Here is a 17,204-nt window from a genome sequence, read left to right as displayed (position 1 = left end):
AAATAACGGATATGTACTCCCCCCAAAGCAAAAAAAAGGCCGCACCCTGCCAAGGAGACGGCCAAAAAAATTGTCGAGGCATTTGAAACTAACGTGCAGTAATCACCGAAAGCTTGGTAATCCCCGCCCGCTCGATCGACGCCATGGCTCGCGCCACTTCGCCATAGTTCACTCCATCATCAGCCTGCAGTTGCACCCGCACATCCGGATCCTTGGCCTTGGCCGACTGCAAGTTGAATTCCAGCAAATCCGGCTGGATTTCATCCTTGTTGATAAACAGTTTCCCGGCCGCATCAATGCTCACCACCAGCGGGTCCTTCTGCTCCACCGGGGCCACGGCCTCGGTCTTGGGCAAGTTGATCGGAATCGCATTGGTCAACAACGGCGCCGTGACGATAAACACCACCAGCAGCACCAGCATCACGTCCACCAGCGGCGTAACGTTGATCTCGCTCAGCACCTCATCACTGTCTTGCGTGGAGAAGGCCATCTCAGGACGCCTCCTTCACTTTTTGCGCGCCACCCTGGGCACCGGCCTTGCTCAGCGTCGGGTGCAGCAGCACGCGGAACGAGTTCTTCTGCGCCAGGCTGTAGAAGTCGTGGGCGAAGTCGTCCAGGTCAGCAGCCGTGAGCTTCAGGCGACGCAGGAAGTAGTTGTAGACCAGCACCGCCGGCACCGCGACGGCAATACCCACACCCGTGGCAACCAGTGCCGCACCGATCGGCCCGGCCACGGTTTCGAGGCTGGCGGAACCGGCGGCGCTGATGCCTTTCAAGGCTTCCATGATCCCCCACACAGTGCCGAACAGGCCGATAAACGGCGAGGTGCTGCCGATACTCGCAACCACGGCCAGGCCGGTTTCCAGGGAGCGACGCTCACGCACGATCTGTTGGCGCAAAGCGCGTTCAAGACGGTCCTGATGGTTGATCGCCTGGCTCAAGTCAGCAGCGTGTGGCGCCTCACCCACCTGGATCGCGGCGTAACCGGCCTGGGCCACACGAGCGGCGGCGCCGGGTTTGGTTTCGGCCAACTCAGCGGCCGAGTCCAGGCTGGATGCCGCCCAGAACTGTTTGTGGAACTTGCGATCCTGGGACTTGAGGCGGCCGAACTGGACGCCCTTGAGCAGGGCCAGGCCCCAGGTAGCGACCGAAAAGACCACCAGCAGCCAGATCACCGCGCTTTCGATGGATTCAGTTGGAGATGCTAATGCCATGATGTTTTCCCTCTGTGCAGGTCGCGATGTGTCCAACACACCGCATCCAATAATTAATGAATCTTGAAATCGATCGGTACGCTGACCCAGCCGTCCTGGGCCACATCACCCTGCTTGGCCGGTACAAAACTCCAGCGCTTCACGGCAGCCAGTGCGGCTTCGTCGAGTTGCTGGCGACCACTGCTTTTCTGAATCTGGATCTCACCCGGCTTGCCGGTGGCCAATACATGCACCCGCAACAGCACCGTGCCTTCCCAACCCCGGCGCTGGGCCAGTGACGGGTATTCCGGCGCCGGGTTCTTCAGGTACGCGGCGTTGGCCGAGGCCGGTGTGACCGGCGCGGGCGCAGGCGGTGCCGGCGGTGCTGGAGCCGGTGGCGCGGGTACAGGCGGCGCGGGCGGCTGCTCGGCTACCGGTTTCGGTGCGGGCTTGGGCACAGGCTTTGGCACCGGCTTGGGTTTCGGAATCTTTTTCGGCGCCGGCTTGGCGGCCAATTCATCAACCACCGGCGGCGGTGGCTCGACAACCGGTGGCGGCGGCGGTGGCGGTACAGGCGGTGGCGGCTCCACAACCGGCGGTGCCGGCTGGGAAAATTCGATCGTCATCGGCGGGATTTCCGGCGGCACAATCGGCAGCACCGGGGTTGGCTTCTGGCTGACCCAATAGATCACCGCGCCATGCAAGGCCAGCGCGAGAATCCCCAACAGGATCGCTTCACGCCGACTCAACACACCCTTCGGGGTTTTCTGCGTACGCAACTGCCCCAACGGCGCGCGATGCGGCCGGCCAAGGTCGACCAACTCACCACCCGGTGCGTGGCGCCACTGCGCCTCTTGTGCACTGGCGGCGGTCTGGACATTGCCCATTGATTAACTCCCCTGCGGTCTTAAGCAAAAAAACCGACGGGCCTGCCTTGGCGGCCGTCGAGGGCTGAATCATCGGGGGCAGACGCTTATCTCTTAAAGTAATCTTTAAAGTTATAGATAGATCTAAATTGAATAACCGAAACATCCGGATACGCCGAAGCCACGTCCTGCGCGGCCTGGCGCCGAGGGGCAAAATCTCAATGCTTTTGAGGCATACAAAATATTCACTGAAGGCATGGCTCAGCGTGGATTACCGGCACACAAATCCTGCAATTGGCGTAGCAACGCCTGCCCGGCCGCGCCAAGGCCGTTACGGCCATACAGCGCCAGCCGCACGCCCTGCACCGCAGGCAAACCGCTGTCCGCGCCCAACACCACGTGCCCGGGCTGCACCACCCGCACCGGCAACAGGCTGATCCCCAGTCCCGCCGCCACCGCCGAACACACGCTGGCCAAGCTGGCGCTGGAATAACCGATGCGCCAGCGCCAGCCGCCCACCTCCAGGTGATGCAGCATTTCATTGCGGTACAGGCCGCCAGCGGGAAACGTCACCAACGGCAGCGGATCACGTCCCAGGGACGGCGAACTGCGGCTGTCGACCCAACACAACGGCTCCGGCCAGGACACCAGGCAGTCATCGCTGTCACCCATTTGCTTGACCAGCAGCACGTCGAATTCACCGCCGCGATAATCCCGCAACAATTCCGGCCCCAAGCCGCTGGTGACCTCCAGGCGCACCCGGGGATAAGCCTGCACAAACGCCGACAGCAGCGGCATCAGGCGCTCGGCCGCAAAGTCCTCGGGCACCGCCAGGCGCAACACGCCATCGCTCTGCTGATTGATCAGCACGTCGGCCGCCTCTTCGTGCAGCGCCAGGATGCGCCGCGCATACGCCAGCAAGCGCTCGCCCTCCACCGTGGCCACCACGCGGCGCTGATCCCGGTCGAGCACCTGGCTACCCAGTGCATCTTCCAGGCGGCGGATCTGTTGGCTGACCGTGGACTGGGTCAAGTGCAGCCGCTCGGCCGCGCGGGTGAAATTGCCGCAATCGACGACGGCAACAAAGCTGCGCAACAACACAGGATCGAACATGGGCTCACCATTCCATTTGCCACTGATTGGCATGGTTATATTTAATTTCAGAATACCCCTGTGGCTGCCCATACTTCACGCCTCATTGCGCACGAGGGGTTTTCCATGACTGACGATCAACAGCATCTGCATCACGCCGTGCAACTGGCCAAGGCCAACGTAGCCGCCGGTGGCCGCCCGTTTGGTGCGGTCCTGGTGCGCGACGGCAAGGTGCTGGTGGAAGCGGTAAACGAAATCCACTTGAGCCAGGACCCCACCGCCCACGCCGAGATGCTCGCCATCCGTGCCGCCAGCCAACAACTCGGCCCGCGCCTCGACGGTTGTGTGATCTACGCCAGCGGCCAGCCCTGCCCGATGTGCCTGAGTGCGATGCACCTGTGCGGCATATCCCGCGTGGTGTTCGCTGCCAGCAACGACGTGGCGGCGCCCTTTGGTTTGTCCACAGCAGCGATCTACCAGCAACTGGCGCTGCCGCTGGCGGAGCAAAAATTGCCCGTGCAGCACCTGCCGCAGGCAGCGATGCAAGCCCTTTACCGCGAGTGGCAGGCCCTGCATGACGCTGAATAATTCGTTCGCCGGCAAGCTCGCCGGTTGGGGTTTGCTGGTAGTGCTGGGCCTGAACCTGCGGCCCATCCTCAGTTCCATCAGCCCGTTGCTGGGGGAAATCCGTCTGGCCACCGGCCTGAGTTTCCAGAGCAGCGCCCTGCTCACCAGCCTGCCGGTGATCTGCATGGGCCTGGTGGCGTTGGTGGGGGTGCGCCTGGAGGCGAAGCTGGGGGAGCGTCGCGGAATCGCCCTGGGCTTGATGATGATTCTGCTGGCGTGCCTCGCGCGCTGGCTGTTTGGCCAGGCGCCGGCGCTGCTGGCCACGGCATTGTTCGGCGGTGCGGGTGTGGCGCTGATCCAGGCGCTGGTGCCGGCGATGATCAAGCGCCAGTTTCACCAGCGCGTGCCGTTGGCGATGGGGATTTACTCGGCTTCGCTGATGGGCGGCGGTGGCTTGGCCGCCCTGCTCAGCCCGTTGGTGGCGGGGCATTTCCAGCAGTGGCAGGCGGGGCTCGGGATCTGGCTGCTACCGGCCCTGGGCGCACTATTGTTGTGGGCGTGGCTGCCATTGGGTGCGGCGAAAAACCCGCAGGTGAAGGCGCCGTTCCAGGGCCTGCGCAACCGTCGGGCGTGGTTGCTGGCGCTGTATTTCGGCCTGGTGAATTGCGGCTACATGAGCATGGTCGCGTGGCTGCCGGCCTACTATCAGCAGTTGGGTTGGGGCGTACTGCCCAGTGGTTCGCTGCTGGCGTTCATGACGATCTTCCAGGTAATCGCCGCGCTGCTGATGCCGGCACTGGCGCAACGTGGCATTGATCGTCGACCGTTACTGAGCATCAGCCTGCTGGCCCAGACCGTGGGCTATATCGGCCTGCTGACGGCGCCGCTGGAGTTCCCCCACGTGTGGGTGGCGTTGATCGGTTTCGGCCTGGGAGCGTGTTTCGCCCTGAGCCTGTTGCTGACCCTGGATCACCGCCGCGACCCTCGGGAGGCCGGCCAACTGGCGGCGTTCGTCCAGGGCGTGGGCTTTTTGATCAACGCCGTATCACCGTGGCTGACCGGCTGGCTGCGGGAATTGACTGGCAGTTTCGTCAGCGCGTGGATGGTGCTGACGCTGACGGTGGTGGCGATGCTGATACTCACCCGGGTGTTCAGCCCGGCCACCTACCGCACAGGCTCTATGGATATGCAATTTGAATCTAGATAAAACAATGAACATTCTTTTGCGGAATAAGCGAGGCGATTAGAATCGCGGTTTCCTTCAGGACGCCGGAAAACTCCATGGACCTTCGCCAACTGCGCTACTTCATTGCTCTGAACGAGTACCGCAGTTTTGTGCGCGCCGCCGACGCCATGGGCATTACCCAGCCGGCGTTCAGCCGCAGCATCCAAAGCCTGGAACAGGAGTTTGGCTGTGTGCTGGTGGACCGCGCCCACAAAGACCTGCGCCCCACTCCCGAGGGCCAGGTGGTGTTGCAACATGCCTTGTCGCTCGTTCAGGGCGCGGCGCGGCTGAGCCACGAAGTCACCCGCATGACCAAGCTCGACGCCGGCGAATTGCGCTTTGGCTGCGATGCCGTGGCGGCGGTGAACCTGGTGCCTGGAGCGATCGCACGGTTTGTCGGCGCTCATCCACGAGTACGCAGCGGTTTGCATGTGGATAACTGGGAAAAACTCGGACGCAGTTTGAGTCGCGAAGAGATCGAATTCTTCATCGCCGATGTGCGCCACTTCGAGGCCGATCCGAATTTCCAGACCCAGGCCCTGACACCCCGGCGCAATGTATTTTTCTGCCGCGCCGGGCACCCGTTACTGGCCAAGGACAGCCTCTCGACCAACGACTTGTTTGACTACCCGCTGGCCACACCGCTGATCGCTCCCGGGGTACGCAAGCTACTGGCCAACCTGAGCGGGCGTGTCGACTTTTCTCCCGCTATCGAACTGGAGCAGTTTGCGGCGCTGGCGGCCATCGTGCACCAGTCCAACGCGATTGGCCTGGGTGCCGAGGATGCGTTTGCCGAAGACTTTGCCCGTGGCGCACTGACGGTGCTGCACTGGCGCAACGTGCCTCACAGCCTCGACAGTTTGAACAACCGCTGCGGGATCATCAGCCGTACCGGGTTTCGCTTGTCGCCGGCGGCGAAGGCGATGATCGAAACCCTGATCACCGTGGATACCCCCTCTGCTGAAGCAAGCTTGCTCGCCCGCAATTAAAAAACCAGGCTTGCGCGCGACAGCCCATTCTCTTGATTTCAATGAAACTGTTATCGGCAATCAGCGGGTTTTTTCGCCTGCCGGGAACCGACACCATTGGCTCCAGAACAGAAAAACCTGGAGCCCTGCCATGTACTTGAAATACCCAATCAGTTGGACTGCCCTTGCCTTGGCAGCGGCCCTCACCGGCACCGCCGCCCAGGCTTCCATGCCGGCGGACCTGCCCGCCGATCAGAGCGTTGGCGCCATCGAGCAGGTGCACGCCTTCCACGATGCCATGCCCACCGGCGTGAGCGTTACCGAGACCGGACGCATCTTTGTCAACTTTCCTCGCTGGGGCGACGAGGTACCGTTTACCGTCGCAGAATTGCGCGACGGCAAAGTCGTACCCTACCCTGACCAGGCGATAAATCAGGCCAACCCCAAAGACCCGGCCAAAGGGTTTATCAGCGTACAAAGCGTGGTGGCCGACGGGCGCGGACGCCTCTGGATACTGGACACCGCGGCGCCTGGCTTCTCGCCTCCACAGCCAGGTGGTGCCAAGCTCGTCGCAGTTGAGCTCGCCACCAACAAGGTGGTCAAGACCCTCGTATTCCCGAAAAACGTCATGCTGCCCGGCACCTACGTCAACGACATGCGCTTTGATTTTCGCGTGGGTGACCAAGGCGTGATCTATATCACCGACTCTTCACTTACCGGCCCGGGCGCGATCATCGTCATGGACATCGCCAGTGGCACGGCCATACGCCGGCTCAGTGGTGCACCCTCGACCTCGGTCGACCCGACCTTCGTACCCACGGTCGAAGGCCAGGTCCTGAAAGTGCGGGATGCCAAAGGCGGCACCCAGCCTTTTGCCGTGGCTTCGGACGGCATCGCCCTGTCGGCTGATGGGCAGACCTTGTATTTCTGCCCGCTGTCGAGTCGGCACCTGTACGCCATCCCCACGGCACTGCTGCGTGACGAGACAGTCAGCGAAGCACGGCTCGAAATGGCGGTCAAAGACCTCGGGGAAAAAGGCGCCTCGGACGGGCTTGAAGCCGACGCCTCGGGGGCCGTGTATGCCGGCGACTACGAAAACAACAGCGTGCGCAAACGGCTGGCGAACGGGCAATGGCAGACCATCGTCCATGATCCGCGTGTGCTTTGGCCCGACACACTGTCAATCGGTCCCGATGGCTACCTGTACTTCATCGCCAATCAGCTGCACCGCCAAAGCATCTTTCACGCAGGCAAAGACTTGCGCCAGAAACCCTACAGCCTGCTGCGCGTGAAGATCGATGCCGCGCCGGCGCCCACACACTAGCGGCGCCGAAGCATGAATATTGATGCGTTGAACCTGTTCATGCGATCAACAGAGCTGGGCAATATCACCGCAGCCGGCAGGGAGCTGGGACTCGCGCCCTCGGTGGCCAGCCACAAACTGGCGAAGCTTGAAGAATACCTGGGCATGCGCCTGCTGCATCGCACCACTCGCCAGGTCAGCCTGACCGAAGACGGTGCGCTGTTTCTGCCCCATGCAATCCGGGTGCTGGCAGCCGTGGACGAGGCCTATCTGGTCGCGGTGAAAGGCAAGGACGTGGCCAAGCGGGTGTTAAGAGTATCCGCCCCCGGGTCCTTCGCGCGGATGTGCCTGATGCCGGCCATTACCCGGTTCCTGCACGCCAACCCGAAGCTGAAGATCGACCTGATACTGTCCGATCAAATGCAGGACCTGACCGAGATCGGGATTGATGTGGCAATCCGCATCGCCGCCCTGAAGGACTCATCCCTGGTGGCGCGCAAGCTCGGCTGCGACAGACGCATCCTGTGTGCGGCACCCGCCTACCTCCAGGCGCATGGCGAACCGACTTCACCTGCGGAGCTGGTCAATCATTCCTGCATCCTGCTGGGCGACGAGGACCATTGGCGTTTCGTGGGTGCCCAGTCACACAAAGTCACGGCAATCAGTGGTTCGCTCAGAGTCAATTGCGGCGAAAGCGCACGGCTTGCCGCGGAGGGTGGGCTCGGCATCGTCTCTGTTTCACAGTGGAACGTCAGGCCCTCACTGGAAAGCGGCGCATTGGTGGAAATCATGCCGTCCTGTGTCCTGGAGCAAACCCGGGATATCTGGGCGATCTACCCCAGCGCGCGGTTGATCTCATCCAAGGCTCGGGCTTTCGTCGAGTTCATGATCGCCGAGTTCCAGGGCGATTTTTAGCATCGGGAAAAAATCATGACGGTGACTCACCAAGCTGCAGGCAGAACAAATCTCGCGAGCGGTCCACGCGTCGTTCGACTAGGGGTGACAGACTTGTCGTTCCATCGGGTTACCGCTGCGGTGGTAGTGCTGGTGTTGCAACGCATGGGCCTGACCGGGCAAAGACGGCCGTTCGATTCCGAGGCCTTTTACGAATTCTGAATTCGCGGCAGGCTGGCTACAAGGGCCTGCTCACTGAGGCTAGTTTGGCGATGCAGATGTTCTGCAATCTCCCCAAACCGAGGATTCCAACATGCTCTACCTGGTTTTCAGCGGCACCATCAAAGAAGGCAAACAGGCCGAGTTCTATCGTGATGTAGCGGCCGTTTCACAAAAGCTCACCCACCAGCACGACAAGGCCGTGGTCTATCAATGGCATAAGGATGAAGAGAACCCCAACCGGTTCTTTCTCAACGAACAGTGGGAAAGCGTCGCGGACCTGCACGCGCATTTCGAAACGCTCTACAAAGCCTTCGGCCCGGCGAAACCCACCGAGCGCCTGCCGGCGAAAATCCTCGCGTACCTGGATGAAGCACAGGTGAACTTCTACCAGGCCATTCAGTAAATCGCACCCGGTCACCCCAGGGTGACCGGGATGCTTGCTCAGCTCGCTGTTCTTTCCACCGGGTTGAGTTCGCTCAGCCGTCCCTCCTGGCGCGCAAACCGATTGGCCCGGGCAAACGTGCCGAAATCGTTGAAGCGCACGCCCATCTCCGCCATCACCTTGTGCGCCGTTTTCACCGTCATCTGGCGGATGTAGAACGGCTCCTTGACCACAAAGTGATGAATCCCATGGGTGCTGCCGAAGTTGAAGCAGAACGCTTGCAACGGCCACAGCCACCACGGGTTGAGCACCTGGGTTTGCTGGATCACGTTGCCCGGCTCGATGTCACCGTAGTAGTGCATGTTGGAGCTGACAAAATGCAGGCAGAAGGTGCGCAGCACGTTGGGCCCGATGATCACCACGGCGGCGATGTCGATGATGTGCATCACTGCCAGGGTGTTGGCTGACCAGTCGATTGGCGCGCCCAGCAGGCTGGCGATGCCATTCGCGGCATGGAAGCCGAGGAACACATACCACGCGCCCCAATGCAGCAGCGCCAGCGGTGCGTAGACCAGCGCCGTGCGCTTGAGAATGCCCAGCTTGTGCTTCCAGGACGGTGCGCGCAGCACCCGGATCAGTGCCGACATGATGTTGTCGCCGACCATCAGCAAACGTGCCAGGCCCCACGGTTCACCGTTGGTGATTGCGCGCTCTTCGATGTCGGTTTCGCTGCCGGAAACCTTGTGGTGATTGAGGTGGATATGGCGCCGTACCCAAGGGTTGATGGTGCTGGGCCGCGCCAGCCACACCAGGCCCATCATCAGGTTGTGGGGCAGGCGCTGCTTGCGAAAGTACATGCTGTGGATCAGGTCGTGTTCCAGTTCGTGGGTCAATGACGCGAGGAATGCGTTGAGCAGCAGGCACACCCACCACGCCATGTGCCCGGTGATATACAGCGCCGCCGAACCCAGCATGCCCACCAGGGCAAAGGCCAGGATGCCCGCGCCCAACGCATCCTGATGCAGCAGCCAGGGGTGGCGCTGGCGCAATAACAGCCCCTCGGCCAGCACCACTTCACGAATATGCGCTGAACGCTGTTGTGCGTTCATCTGCCGGGGACTTGCAGAAGTACCGTCCATGCTTCCATCCTCTGTCTTATTGATGCGTACATCCTGCCCTATGCGATCTGGCGGGACGCTAGCCCCACACGCCAACCTGTTGACCGCAAGCGCCAATCAACATGACCGAACCGACCTCTCTCGCCAGCTGGACCCGCGCCCTGCGCAAGCAGCTCGACGCCCTGGGCCTCGACAGCGCCGCGCTGTGCGCCCAGGCCGGGCTCGACCCGCAGTTGATGGAAGATCCGAACGCGCGCTACCCGCTATCGGCCACCACGCGCCTGTGGGAACTGGCGGTACAGGCCAGCGGCGACCCGGCGATTGGCTTGCGGGTGTCGCGGTTTGTCAGCCCCACCACCTTTCACGCGCTGGGTTATGCGCTGGTGGCCAGCGGCAGCCTGCGGGAAGTGTTCGAGCGGATCGTGCGCTATCACCAGGTGGTCAGCGACGCACTGAGCCTGGAGCTTAGCCGGGAGGGCGAACGTTACCGCTTTCGCCTGCAACAGCCCGCCGGTACACCCGCACCCGCGTTTGAGGCGATTGATGCGTTCGCCGCGATTTACGTGCGCACCTGCCGCAATCGCCTGGGCCGGGAGTACGCGCCGCTGGCGGTGTACCTGCGGCGGCCCGAGCCGGCTGATCCCAAGCCGTGGCACACGGTATTTCGCGCGCCGGTGTTTTTTGCCGCCGAGGAAGACCGTCTGGAATTTGCGGCGCGGGACTTTGACAGCCACCTGGACGATGCCAACCCCGAGTTGGCCGAGCACAATGAAACCGTGCTCAAGCGCACCCTGGCGCAACTGCGGCCGCTGACCTGGGAACGCAAGGTGCGTTCGGCCATTGAGGCACAGTTGCCTGACGGTGAACCGAGTGCCGAGCGCATCGCCCAGGCGTTGCATTTGAGCTTGCGCAGCTTGCAGCGGCATCTGGCGGATGAGGGCTGCCGGTTTGATGCGCTGCTGAACGAATGCCGGGAGAACCTCGCGCTGCTGCATCTGCGGGACCCCGAGTGTTCGCTGGCGGAGATCAGTCATTTGCTGGGGTTTGCCGATACCAGCAGCTTCAACCGGGCGTTCAAGCGCTGGACCGGGATCACGCCGGGGCAGTTTCGGGATGGGTTGAGGTAGCTGGAGTTGCGGCGGCTGCGAGGGCCTCTTCGCGAGCAAGCCCGCTCCCACATTTGACCGCATTCCAAAGGATATACTCGGTCAAATGTGGGAGCGGGCTTGCTCGCGAAAGCGGTCGATCAAACACCACAAAAGCCAGATCAGTCAGCGCCCGCGATCCCGCCGCAACACCTTCTTCACCCGCGCCACCAAGGCCCGGGCCTCAAAGGGCTTGAGCAGATAATCATCCTCATGCAATTCCAGCCCACGCAGCCGATCTTCAATCCCGTCAGGCGTGGTCAAAAACAACATCGGCGTCTCACCCTTCAACCGGATCGCCTGCTGCAGCTTCCAGGCATTCAGCCCCGGCAGCATCACATCCAGGATCACCAGGTCGTATTCGGTGCTTTCCACAAAGCGCAGGGCCGCCATGCCATTGGCCGCCACCTCCACCGTGTAGCTGGCCTCTTCAAGACTGCGGCCCATCGCCTCGGCCGCCTCTGACTCGTGTTCCACTAACAGGACGCGCATAACACACCTCGAATAATCGTGAACGCAGGCTACCACCCTCAGGCATGCGCCGCCTCGCGCAAACGTTGCGGGTCGAGGATTTCGATCTCGCCATAGCCCAGGCGCACGATGCCCTGGCCTTGCAGGTCCTTGAGCAACGCATTGGTGGTCTGGCGCGACAGGCTCAGCATCGCGGCCAAGTCTTCCTGGGGCAGTTGCAGCACCTGCCGGGCCTGCTCGATGTCGCCATAGCCCTCGGCGATCATCAGCAGGCGGTGCGCCACCCGCACCGACGCCGGCATCAGGCTCAATTGCTCGATATTGATAAAGGTCAGGCGCAGTTTCTGGCTCATCAACAGGGCCATGTCGCGCCAGTAACGCGGAGTCTGTTCAAGAATGTGCAGCAACGCCGGCTGCGGTACCTGCAGCAACGTACACGGCCCGACGGCGCAGGCATCGTGGGTGCGGGGCAACCCGTCGAACAATGAGATTTCGCCGAACCAGTATGGCAACTCCGCCAGGCTCAACACTGCCTCCTTGCCCTGCTCGTTCACCGCGCTGATACGCAGGGAGCCCTCCAGCACCGCATACAACCCACACGGCGGATCGCCGCGCTTGAACAGGTATTGCCCCGCCGTCAGCTGCCGCAACCGGGCGCTGGCCAGCAAGCTATTCTGTAGATCAGCAGGCAGATGGCTGTACCAGTGACCGGTGGCCAGCCGTGGGTGCCATTTCTCTACATCCATGCGAACTCCGAAGATTGTCGGCCAGTTGACAGTGTGTCGTGGGCCTACAGGGCATGATCAAACATCCTACAGGAGGAACAACAATGAAAAGCCTCGTCGACCACCTCAGTCAATACGCCGCCTACCACCGCGACCCGCGCAATATCACCAGCCACTTTATCGGCATCCCGCTGATCGTCGTGGCCGTGGCCGTGCTGCTGTCACGCCCCGAATGGACGGTGGCCGGGCTGTGGCTGTCGCCCGCGGTGGTAGTGGCGCTGCTTTCGGCATGGTTCTACCTGCGCCTGGAACTGGCGCTCGGCGTGCTGATGACGGTGCTGATGGGCCTGTCGGTGTGGGCCGGGCATGTGCTGGCGGCGCAAAGCACGCTGGTGTGGCTGAGCAGTGGCATCGGCATGTTCGTGGTGGGCTGGGTGATCCAGTTTGTGGGGCATTACTACGAGGGGCGCAAACCGGCGTTTGTCGATGACGTGTCCGGGTTGATCGTGGGGCCGTTGTTTGTGGTGGCGGAGTTGGCGTTCCTGGTGGGGCTGCGGCATGAGCTGAAGCGGCAGATTGAAGAGCGCTCAGGGCCCGTGGCCGTGCGGCACAAGAACGCCACGGCCTGAGCAACACTGGAGATCCAAATGTGGGAGCGGGCTTGCTCGCGAAAGCGGAGTGTCAGTCACCGGATGTACCGACTGAACCACCGCATTCGCGAGCAAGCCCGCTCCCACATGGGTTTTGCGGCACTTTTAGGCTTTTTGCCAGACCTTGGGCTTGAAGAACAACGTCTCGCCCCGCGCCAGGCCGGTCAGGCTGTCGTGGTCTTTCACCACTTCAGCCTCGATCAACTCGCTCTGGCCTTCGACCTTCAGGGTCACCCGGGTGGTCGCGCCAAGCGGGCGAATATCACGCACTTCAGCCGCGTGGTGGTCTTCCAGTTCATGGCGCGACAACGACACTTCATGCGGGCGGAACAGCACGTGCTTGTCTTCACCCAAATGCAGGCGGTTGGAGTCGCCGAGGAAGTGATAAACAAAATCACTGGCCGGGTTTTCGTAGACTTCGCCCGGTGAACCAATCTGCTCGATCACGCCCTTGTTCATCACCACGATGCGGTCCGCCACTTCCATGGCTTCTTCCTGGTCGTGGGTCACGAACACCGAGGTCAGGTTGATGTCTTCGTGCAGGCGCGCCAGCCAGCGGCGCAGTTCTTTACGGACCTTGGCATCGAGGGCGCCGAAGGGTTCATCCAGCAGCAGCACTTTCGGCTCTACCGCCAGGGCGCGCGCCAGGGCGATACGCTGGCGCTGGCCGCCGGAGAGTTGTTCCGGGTAGCGATCCGACAGCCAATCGAGCTGCACCATGTTCAGCAGCTCGTGGACTTTCACTGCGATCTGGCTTTCGGTGGGGCGCTGGTTTTTCGGTTTCATGCGCAGGCCGAACGCGACGTTGTCGAACACGGTCATGTGGCGGAACAGCGCGTAGTGCTGGAACACAAAGCCGACGTTGCGATCACGCACGTCGTGGCCGGAGACGTCTTCACCATGGAACACGATGTTGCCGGCATCCGGGGTTTCGAGACCGGCGATGATCCGCAGCAGGGTGGTCTTGCCGCAGCCGGACGGGCCCAGCAACGCCACCAGCTCGCCACTCTGGATGTCCAGATTGATGCTGTTCAGGGCCTTGAAGGCGTTGAAATTCTTGCTGACATTACGGACTTCGATCGACATGACTTATTCCTCACCAGCACTTTTGCGCAGGCGGTTGATACGGTTCTCGCTCCACTGCTTGAGCAGCAGGATGAAGAGCGCCAGGATCAGCAACAGGCTCGCGACGGCAAACGCGGCGACGTGGTTGTATTCGTTGTAGAGGATCTCGACGTGCAGCGGCAAGGTGTTGGTCACGCCGCGAATGTGGCCGGACACCACCGACACCGCACCGAACTCACCCATGGCCCGCGCGGTACACAGCACCACGCCGTAGATCAGGCCCCACTTGATGTTCGGCACGGTGACATGCCAGAACATCTGCCAGCCGTTGGCGCCCAGCAGGCGCGCGGCCTCTTCTTCCTGGGTGCCCTGCTCCTGCATCAGCGGGATCAGCTCACGGGCCACGAACGGCACGGTGACAAAGATGGTCGCCAGCACGATGCCCGGCAAGGCGAACACGATCTGGATGTCATGGTCTTGCAGCCACGGGCCAAAGAAGCCCTGGGCGCCGAACATCAATACGTAGACCAGGCCGGCGATCACCGGCGATACCGAGAACGGCAGGTCGATCAGGGTCACCAGGATACTTTTGCCACGGAACGAGTACTTGCTCACGCACCAGGCGGCGCTGACGCCGAACACCACGTTGAGCGGTACCGAAATCACCACGGCGATCACCGTGAGTTTCAATGCCGACAGCGCGTCCGGCTCAAGGATCGCGGTGAAGAACGCACCCAGGCCATTCTTCAGGCCCTGGGACACCACGATAAACAGCGGCAGCAACAAAAACAGGAAGAACACCAGCCAGCCAAGGCTGATCAGGATGCGTCGGGACACCGCACTGCCACGACGGGCAGCGTTGGCCGAGGACGCGGCGGAAATAGACGATTGGGACATGTTCCGCGCCTCCTTATGGGTGTTCGATGCGCCGCTGCAGCAAGTTGATCAGCAGCAGCAGGACAAAGGAAACCACCAGCATCAGCACACCGATGGACGTGGCGCCGTGGTAGTCGTATTGGTCGAGCTTGACCATGATCAGCAACGGCAGGATCTCGGTTTTCATCGGCATGTTGCCGGCGATGAAGATCACCGAGCCGTACTCACCGACACCTCGTGCAAACGCCAAGGCGAAGCCGGTCAACCAGGCCGGCAGCAGCGCCGGTACCAGGATGTAGCGGAACACTTGCAGGGGCTTGGCGCCGAGACAGGCGGCGGCTTCTTCGATTTCCCGGGGGATATCGGCCAACACCGGCTGCACGGTACGCACCACGAATGGCAACGTGACGAAGGTCAGCGCGAGGGTGATGCCCAGGGGGGTGTAGGCGATCTTGAAGCCCAGGTCGGCGGCGAACTGGCCTACCAAGCCAGTGGGCGTGTACAGCGCGGTGAGTGCAATACCGGCGACGGCGGTGGGCAGGGCGAACGGCAAGTCGATCATCGCATCGATGATCTTGCGCCCGGGGAAGGTGTAGCGCACCAGTACCCATGCCAGCAGGGTACCGATCACGCCGTTGATGATCGCGGCATACAACGCAGTGCCGAAGCTCAGTTTCAACGCCGCCAGCACACGCGGTGCGGAGATGATGTTCCAGAACTGATCCCAGGTGAGTTGAGCGGCATGTACAAACATCGCCGCAAGGGGGATGAGTACGATCAGGCTGAGGTACACCACGGTGTAGCCCAGCGTCAGCCCGAAGCCGGGTATGACGGGGGAGATACGACGCGACATAAGAGTCCTTGGTTAGCGGGTAGATACCACTGTAGGAGCGAGCTTCTGTGGGAGCTGGCTTGCCTGCGATGCCGGCACCTCGGTGTATCAGTTACACCGAGGTGATGCTATCGCGGGCAAGCCCGGCTCCCACAGAAAGCTGGCTCCTACAGTTTGATTTTGCTTACTGCGCCGAGTAGATCTGGTCGAACACGCCACCGTCATTGAAGAATTTCGGTTGGGCAGTTTTCCAGCCGCCGAAGTCTTTGTCGATAGTCACCAGGTCCAGTTTCGGGAACTGCTGGGCGTATTTGGCGGCGACTTTCTCATCGCGTGGGCGGTAGAAGTTCTTCGCCGCAATCTCCTGGCCAGCCGGGCTGTACAGGTGCTTGAGGTATTCGGTGGCGATCTCGGTATTGCCCTTTTTCTCGGCGTTCTTGTCGACCACGGCCACTGGCGGCTCGGCGAGGATCGACAGCGAAGGTACAACGATGTCGAACTTGTCGGCGCCGCCGTCTTCCTTCAGGGCCAGGAAGGCTTCGTTTTCCCAGGCCAGCAACACGTCACCCTGACCGTTGTTGACGAAGGTGATGGTCGAACCGCGCGCGCCGGTGTCGAGGATCGGCACGTGCTTGAACAGCTCTTTCACGTATTCCTGGGCCTTGGCTTCGCTGCCACCGGCTTTCAGGCCGTAGGCCCAGGCGGCTAGGAAGTTCCAGCGGGCGCCGCCGGAGGTTTTCGGGTTCGGGGTGATCACCGACACGTCTTTCTTAATCAGGTCGCCCCAATCCTTGATGCCTTTAGGGTTGCCCTTGCGTACCAGGAACACGATGGTCGAGGTGTACGGGGTGCTGGCGTCCGGCAGGCGGGTTTGCCAGTTTTCCGGCAGGGTCTTGCCCAGTTTTGCGATTTCGTCGATGTCGCCGGCCAGGGCCAGGGTCACGACGTCGGCGCGCAGGCCGTCGATTACCGCGCGGCCCTGCTTGCCCGAACCACCGTGGGATTGCTGGATCTTGACGTTGTCACCCGGGTGCGACTGCTTCCAGAAGCTGGTGAATTCAGCGTTGTAGTCCTGGTAGAGCTCGCGGGTGGGGTCGTAAGACACGTTGAGCAGTTCGTAATCCTTGGCAACAGCGGAACCGGCAAACACGGCACTGGCCAGTGCTGCCAGGGCATAACGGCGAATCGACGACATAGAAGGCTCCTGAAATTCTTGGGTGTTGGCTTTTTTCTTATAGTTGCGGGTCTTGCAATCGAATCGCCGGTGTTGCTCAGCTCGGTTTGTTGCCCGGGTTCTGCAAACGGAATTTCTCTTTGCGTTCGATTTGTACTACCTGGGCGTTGTGCACAGTGATTTCCACCGCGCCAAACCGCAGATCGCGCAGGGCGCTCTGGATCTCGCGCAAAATGGCTGCTTCGTCCTGGCCGTCAACGCTACGTAGAGATGCGCTCATGGTCGTGCTCCTGAAATGAGAAGTGCCTCGCAGTGGCGGCACTGCTTGCGGCGTGAGGGCGATAGTAGATAAGCGCGGATATTCTTAAAAATACTATTTAAGAATGTTTATATAACCAGAAAGAATTTTCTGGTGGGACGAGGGGTTGCGAGGGGT

General features: G+C 61.6%; 20 protein-coding genes. 8 read left to right on the top strand and 12 right to left on the bottom strand.

Going from position 1 to position 17,204, the window contains the following annotated elements:
• Positions 1-88 precede the first annotated feature (88 nt).
• The 4 genes from HX786_RS14850 to HX786_RS14835 all read right to left on the bottom strand — a co-directional run bounded on the left by HX786_RS14850 (position 89) and on the right by HX786_RS14835 (position 3,172).
• The gene (locus tag HX786_RS14850; RefSeq protein ID WP_003218118.1) at positions 89-490 is read right to left on the bottom strand and encodes a biopolymer transporter ExbD; all 402 of its coding nucleotides are present in this window, start codon (positions 488-490) and stop codon (positions 89-91) included.
• 1 nt (position 491) lies between these two features.
• A complete protein-coding gene (locus HX786_RS14845) occupies positions 492-1,217 on the bottom strand; it encodes a MotA/TolQ/ExbB proton channel family protein (protein WP_085984637.1) in 726 nt (241 codons plus the stop codon).
• Positions 1,218-1,267: 50 nt separating this feature from the next.
• Positions 1,268-2,080, bottom strand: coding sequence for an energy transducer TonB (locus HX786_RS14840; RefSeq protein WP_003218120.1), 813 nt, complete (start codon positions 2,078-2,080; stop codon positions 1,268-1,270).
• Between the two features lie 240 nt (positions 2,081-2,320).
• Complete coding sequence (locus HX786_RS14835) at positions 2,321-3,172, bottom strand: LysR family transcriptional regulator (protein ID WP_178912272.1); 852 nt, start codon at positions 3,170-3,172, stop codon at positions 2,321-2,323.
• Positions 3,173-3,277: 105 nt separating this feature from the next.
• Here HX786_RS14835 and HX786_RS14830 point away from each other — a divergent pair, with 105 nt between their 5' ends.
• The 6 genes from HX786_RS14830 to HX786_RS14805 all read left to right on the top strand — a co-directional run bounded on the left by HX786_RS14830 (position 3,278) and on the right by HX786_RS14805 (position 8,733).
• Entirely contained in the window at positions 3,278-3,739 is a 462-nt protein-coding gene (locus tag HX786_RS14830; protein ID WP_102606281.1) for a nucleoside deaminase, read from the top strand.
• Positions 3,726-4,925: a CynX/NimT family MFS transporter gene (locus tag HX786_RS14825; RefSeq protein WP_178912271.1), complete on the top strand. Its 1,200-nt coding sequence runs from the start codon at positions 3,726-3,728 to the stop codon at positions 4,923-4,925. Before HX786_RS14830 ends, HX786_RS14825 begins: the two co-directional genes overlap by 14 nt.
• A 74-nt stretch (positions 4,926-4,999) precedes the next feature.
• A complete protein-coding gene (locus HX786_RS14820) occupies positions 5,000-5,932 on the top strand; it encodes a LysR family transcriptional regulator (protein WP_003218124.1) in 933 nt (310 codons plus the stop codon).
• A gap of 130 nt (positions 5,933-6,062) precedes the next feature.
• Positions 6,063-7,235, top strand: coding sequence for an L-dopachrome tautomerase-related protein (locus HX786_RS14815; RefSeq protein ID WP_178912270.1), 1,173 nt, complete (start codon positions 6,063-6,065; stop codon positions 7,233-7,235).
• A gap of 12 nt (positions 7,236-7,247) precedes the next feature.
• Complete coding sequence (locus tag HX786_RS14810) at positions 7,248-8,129, top strand: LysR family transcriptional regulator (RefSeq protein ID WP_008433706.1); 882 nt, start codon at positions 7,248-7,250, stop codon at positions 8,127-8,129.
• Positions 8,130-8,421: 292 nt separating this feature from the next.
• Entirely contained in the window at positions 8,422-8,733 is a 312-nt protein-coding gene (locus HX786_RS14805) for a putative quinol monooxygenase (protein WP_003218128.1), read from the top strand.
• 38 nt (positions 8,734-8,771) lie between these two features.
• Here the strand turns inward: HX786_RS14805 and HX786_RS14800 are convergent, their stop codons facing one another.
• On the bottom strand, positions 8,772-9,851 hold the full coding sequence (locus tag HX786_RS14800; protein WP_102367874.1) for a fatty acid desaturase: 1,080 nt from the start codon (positions 9,849-9,851) through the stop codon (positions 8,772-8,774).
• Positions 9,852-9,952: 101 nt separating this feature from the next.
• On the opposite strand from HX786_RS14800, the gene HX786_RS14795 reads away from it, so the two are divergent.
• The gene (locus tag HX786_RS14795) at positions 9,953-10,957 is read left to right on the top strand and encodes an AraC family transcriptional regulator (RefSeq protein ID WP_087693638.1); all 1,005 of its coding nucleotides are present in this window, start codon (positions 9,953-9,955) and stop codon (positions 10,955-10,957) included.
• A 144-nt stretch (positions 10,958-11,101) separates the two neighbouring features.
• On the opposite strand, the gene HX786_RS14790 is transcribed toward HX786_RS14795, so the two are convergent.
• Positions 11,102-11,467 carry a response regulator gene (locus HX786_RS14790; protein ID WP_003218132.1) on the bottom strand — a complete coding sequence of 122 codons (366 nt, stop codon included), beginning with the start codon at positions 11,465-11,467 and terminating at the stop codon, positions 11,102-11,104.
• 38 nt (positions 11,468-11,505) lie between these two features.
• Positions 11,506-12,192: a Crp/Fnr family transcriptional regulator gene (locus HX786_RS14785; protein ID WP_003218134.1), complete on the bottom strand. Its 687-nt coding sequence runs from the start codon at positions 12,190-12,192 to the stop codon at positions 11,506-11,508.
• An 83-nt stretch (positions 12,193-12,275) separates the two neighbouring features.
• Between HX786_RS14785 and HX786_RS14780 the strand changes: the two genes are divergently transcribed.
• Entirely contained in the window at positions 12,276-12,800 is a 525-nt protein-coding gene (locus HX786_RS14780) for a DUF962 domain-containing protein (RefSeq protein ID WP_178912269.1), read from the top strand.
• A 126-nt stretch (positions 12,801-12,926) separates the two neighbouring features.
• Here the strand turns inward: HX786_RS14780 and HX786_RS14775 are convergent, their stop codons facing one another.
• The 5 genes from HX786_RS14775 to oscA form a co-directional block, all read right to left on the bottom strand.
• Positions 12,927-13,907 carry a sulfate/molybdate ABC transporter ATP-binding protein gene (locus HX786_RS14775; RefSeq protein ID WP_003218138.1) on the bottom strand — a complete coding sequence of 327 codons (981 nt, stop codon included), beginning with the start codon at positions 13,905-13,907 and terminating at the stop codon, positions 12,927-12,929.
• Between the two features lie 3 nt (positions 13,908-13,910).
• Positions 13,911-14,783 carry a sulfate ABC transporter permease subunit CysW gene (gene cysW / locus HX786_RS14770; protein WP_003218139.1) on the bottom strand — a complete coding sequence of 291 codons (873 nt, stop codon included), beginning with the start codon at positions 14,781-14,783 and terminating at the stop codon, positions 13,911-13,913.
• A 13-nt stretch (positions 14,784-14,796) separates the two neighbouring features.
• Positions 14,797-15,615, bottom strand: coding sequence for a sulfate ABC transporter permease subunit CysT (cysT, locus tag HX786_RS14765; RefSeq protein WP_003218141.1), 819 nt, complete (start codon positions 15,613-15,615; stop codon positions 14,797-14,799).
• Positions 15,616-15,778: 163 nt separating this feature from the next.
• Positions 15,779-16,789: a sulfate ABC transporter substrate-binding protein gene (locus HX786_RS14760; RefSeq protein WP_003218143.1), complete on the bottom strand. Its 1,011-nt coding sequence runs from the start codon at positions 16,787-16,789 to the stop codon at positions 15,779-15,781.
• Between the two features lie 76 nt (positions 16,790-16,865).
• A complete protein-coding gene (gene oscA / locus HX786_RS14755) occupies positions 16,866-17,048 on the bottom strand; it encodes a sulfur starvation response protein OscA (protein ID WP_003170956.1) in 183 nt (60 codons plus the stop codon).
• Positions 17,049-17,204 lie beyond the last annotated feature (156 nt).

Origin of the sequence: Pseudomonas sp. 21615526 (genome assembly GCF_013386245.1) — a bacterium.
Lineage (GTDB): Bacteria > Pseudomonadota > Gammaproteobacteria > Pseudomonadales > Pseudomonadaceae > Aquipseudomonas.
This window is presented reverse-complemented; position numbering and strand designations above follow the sequence as displayed.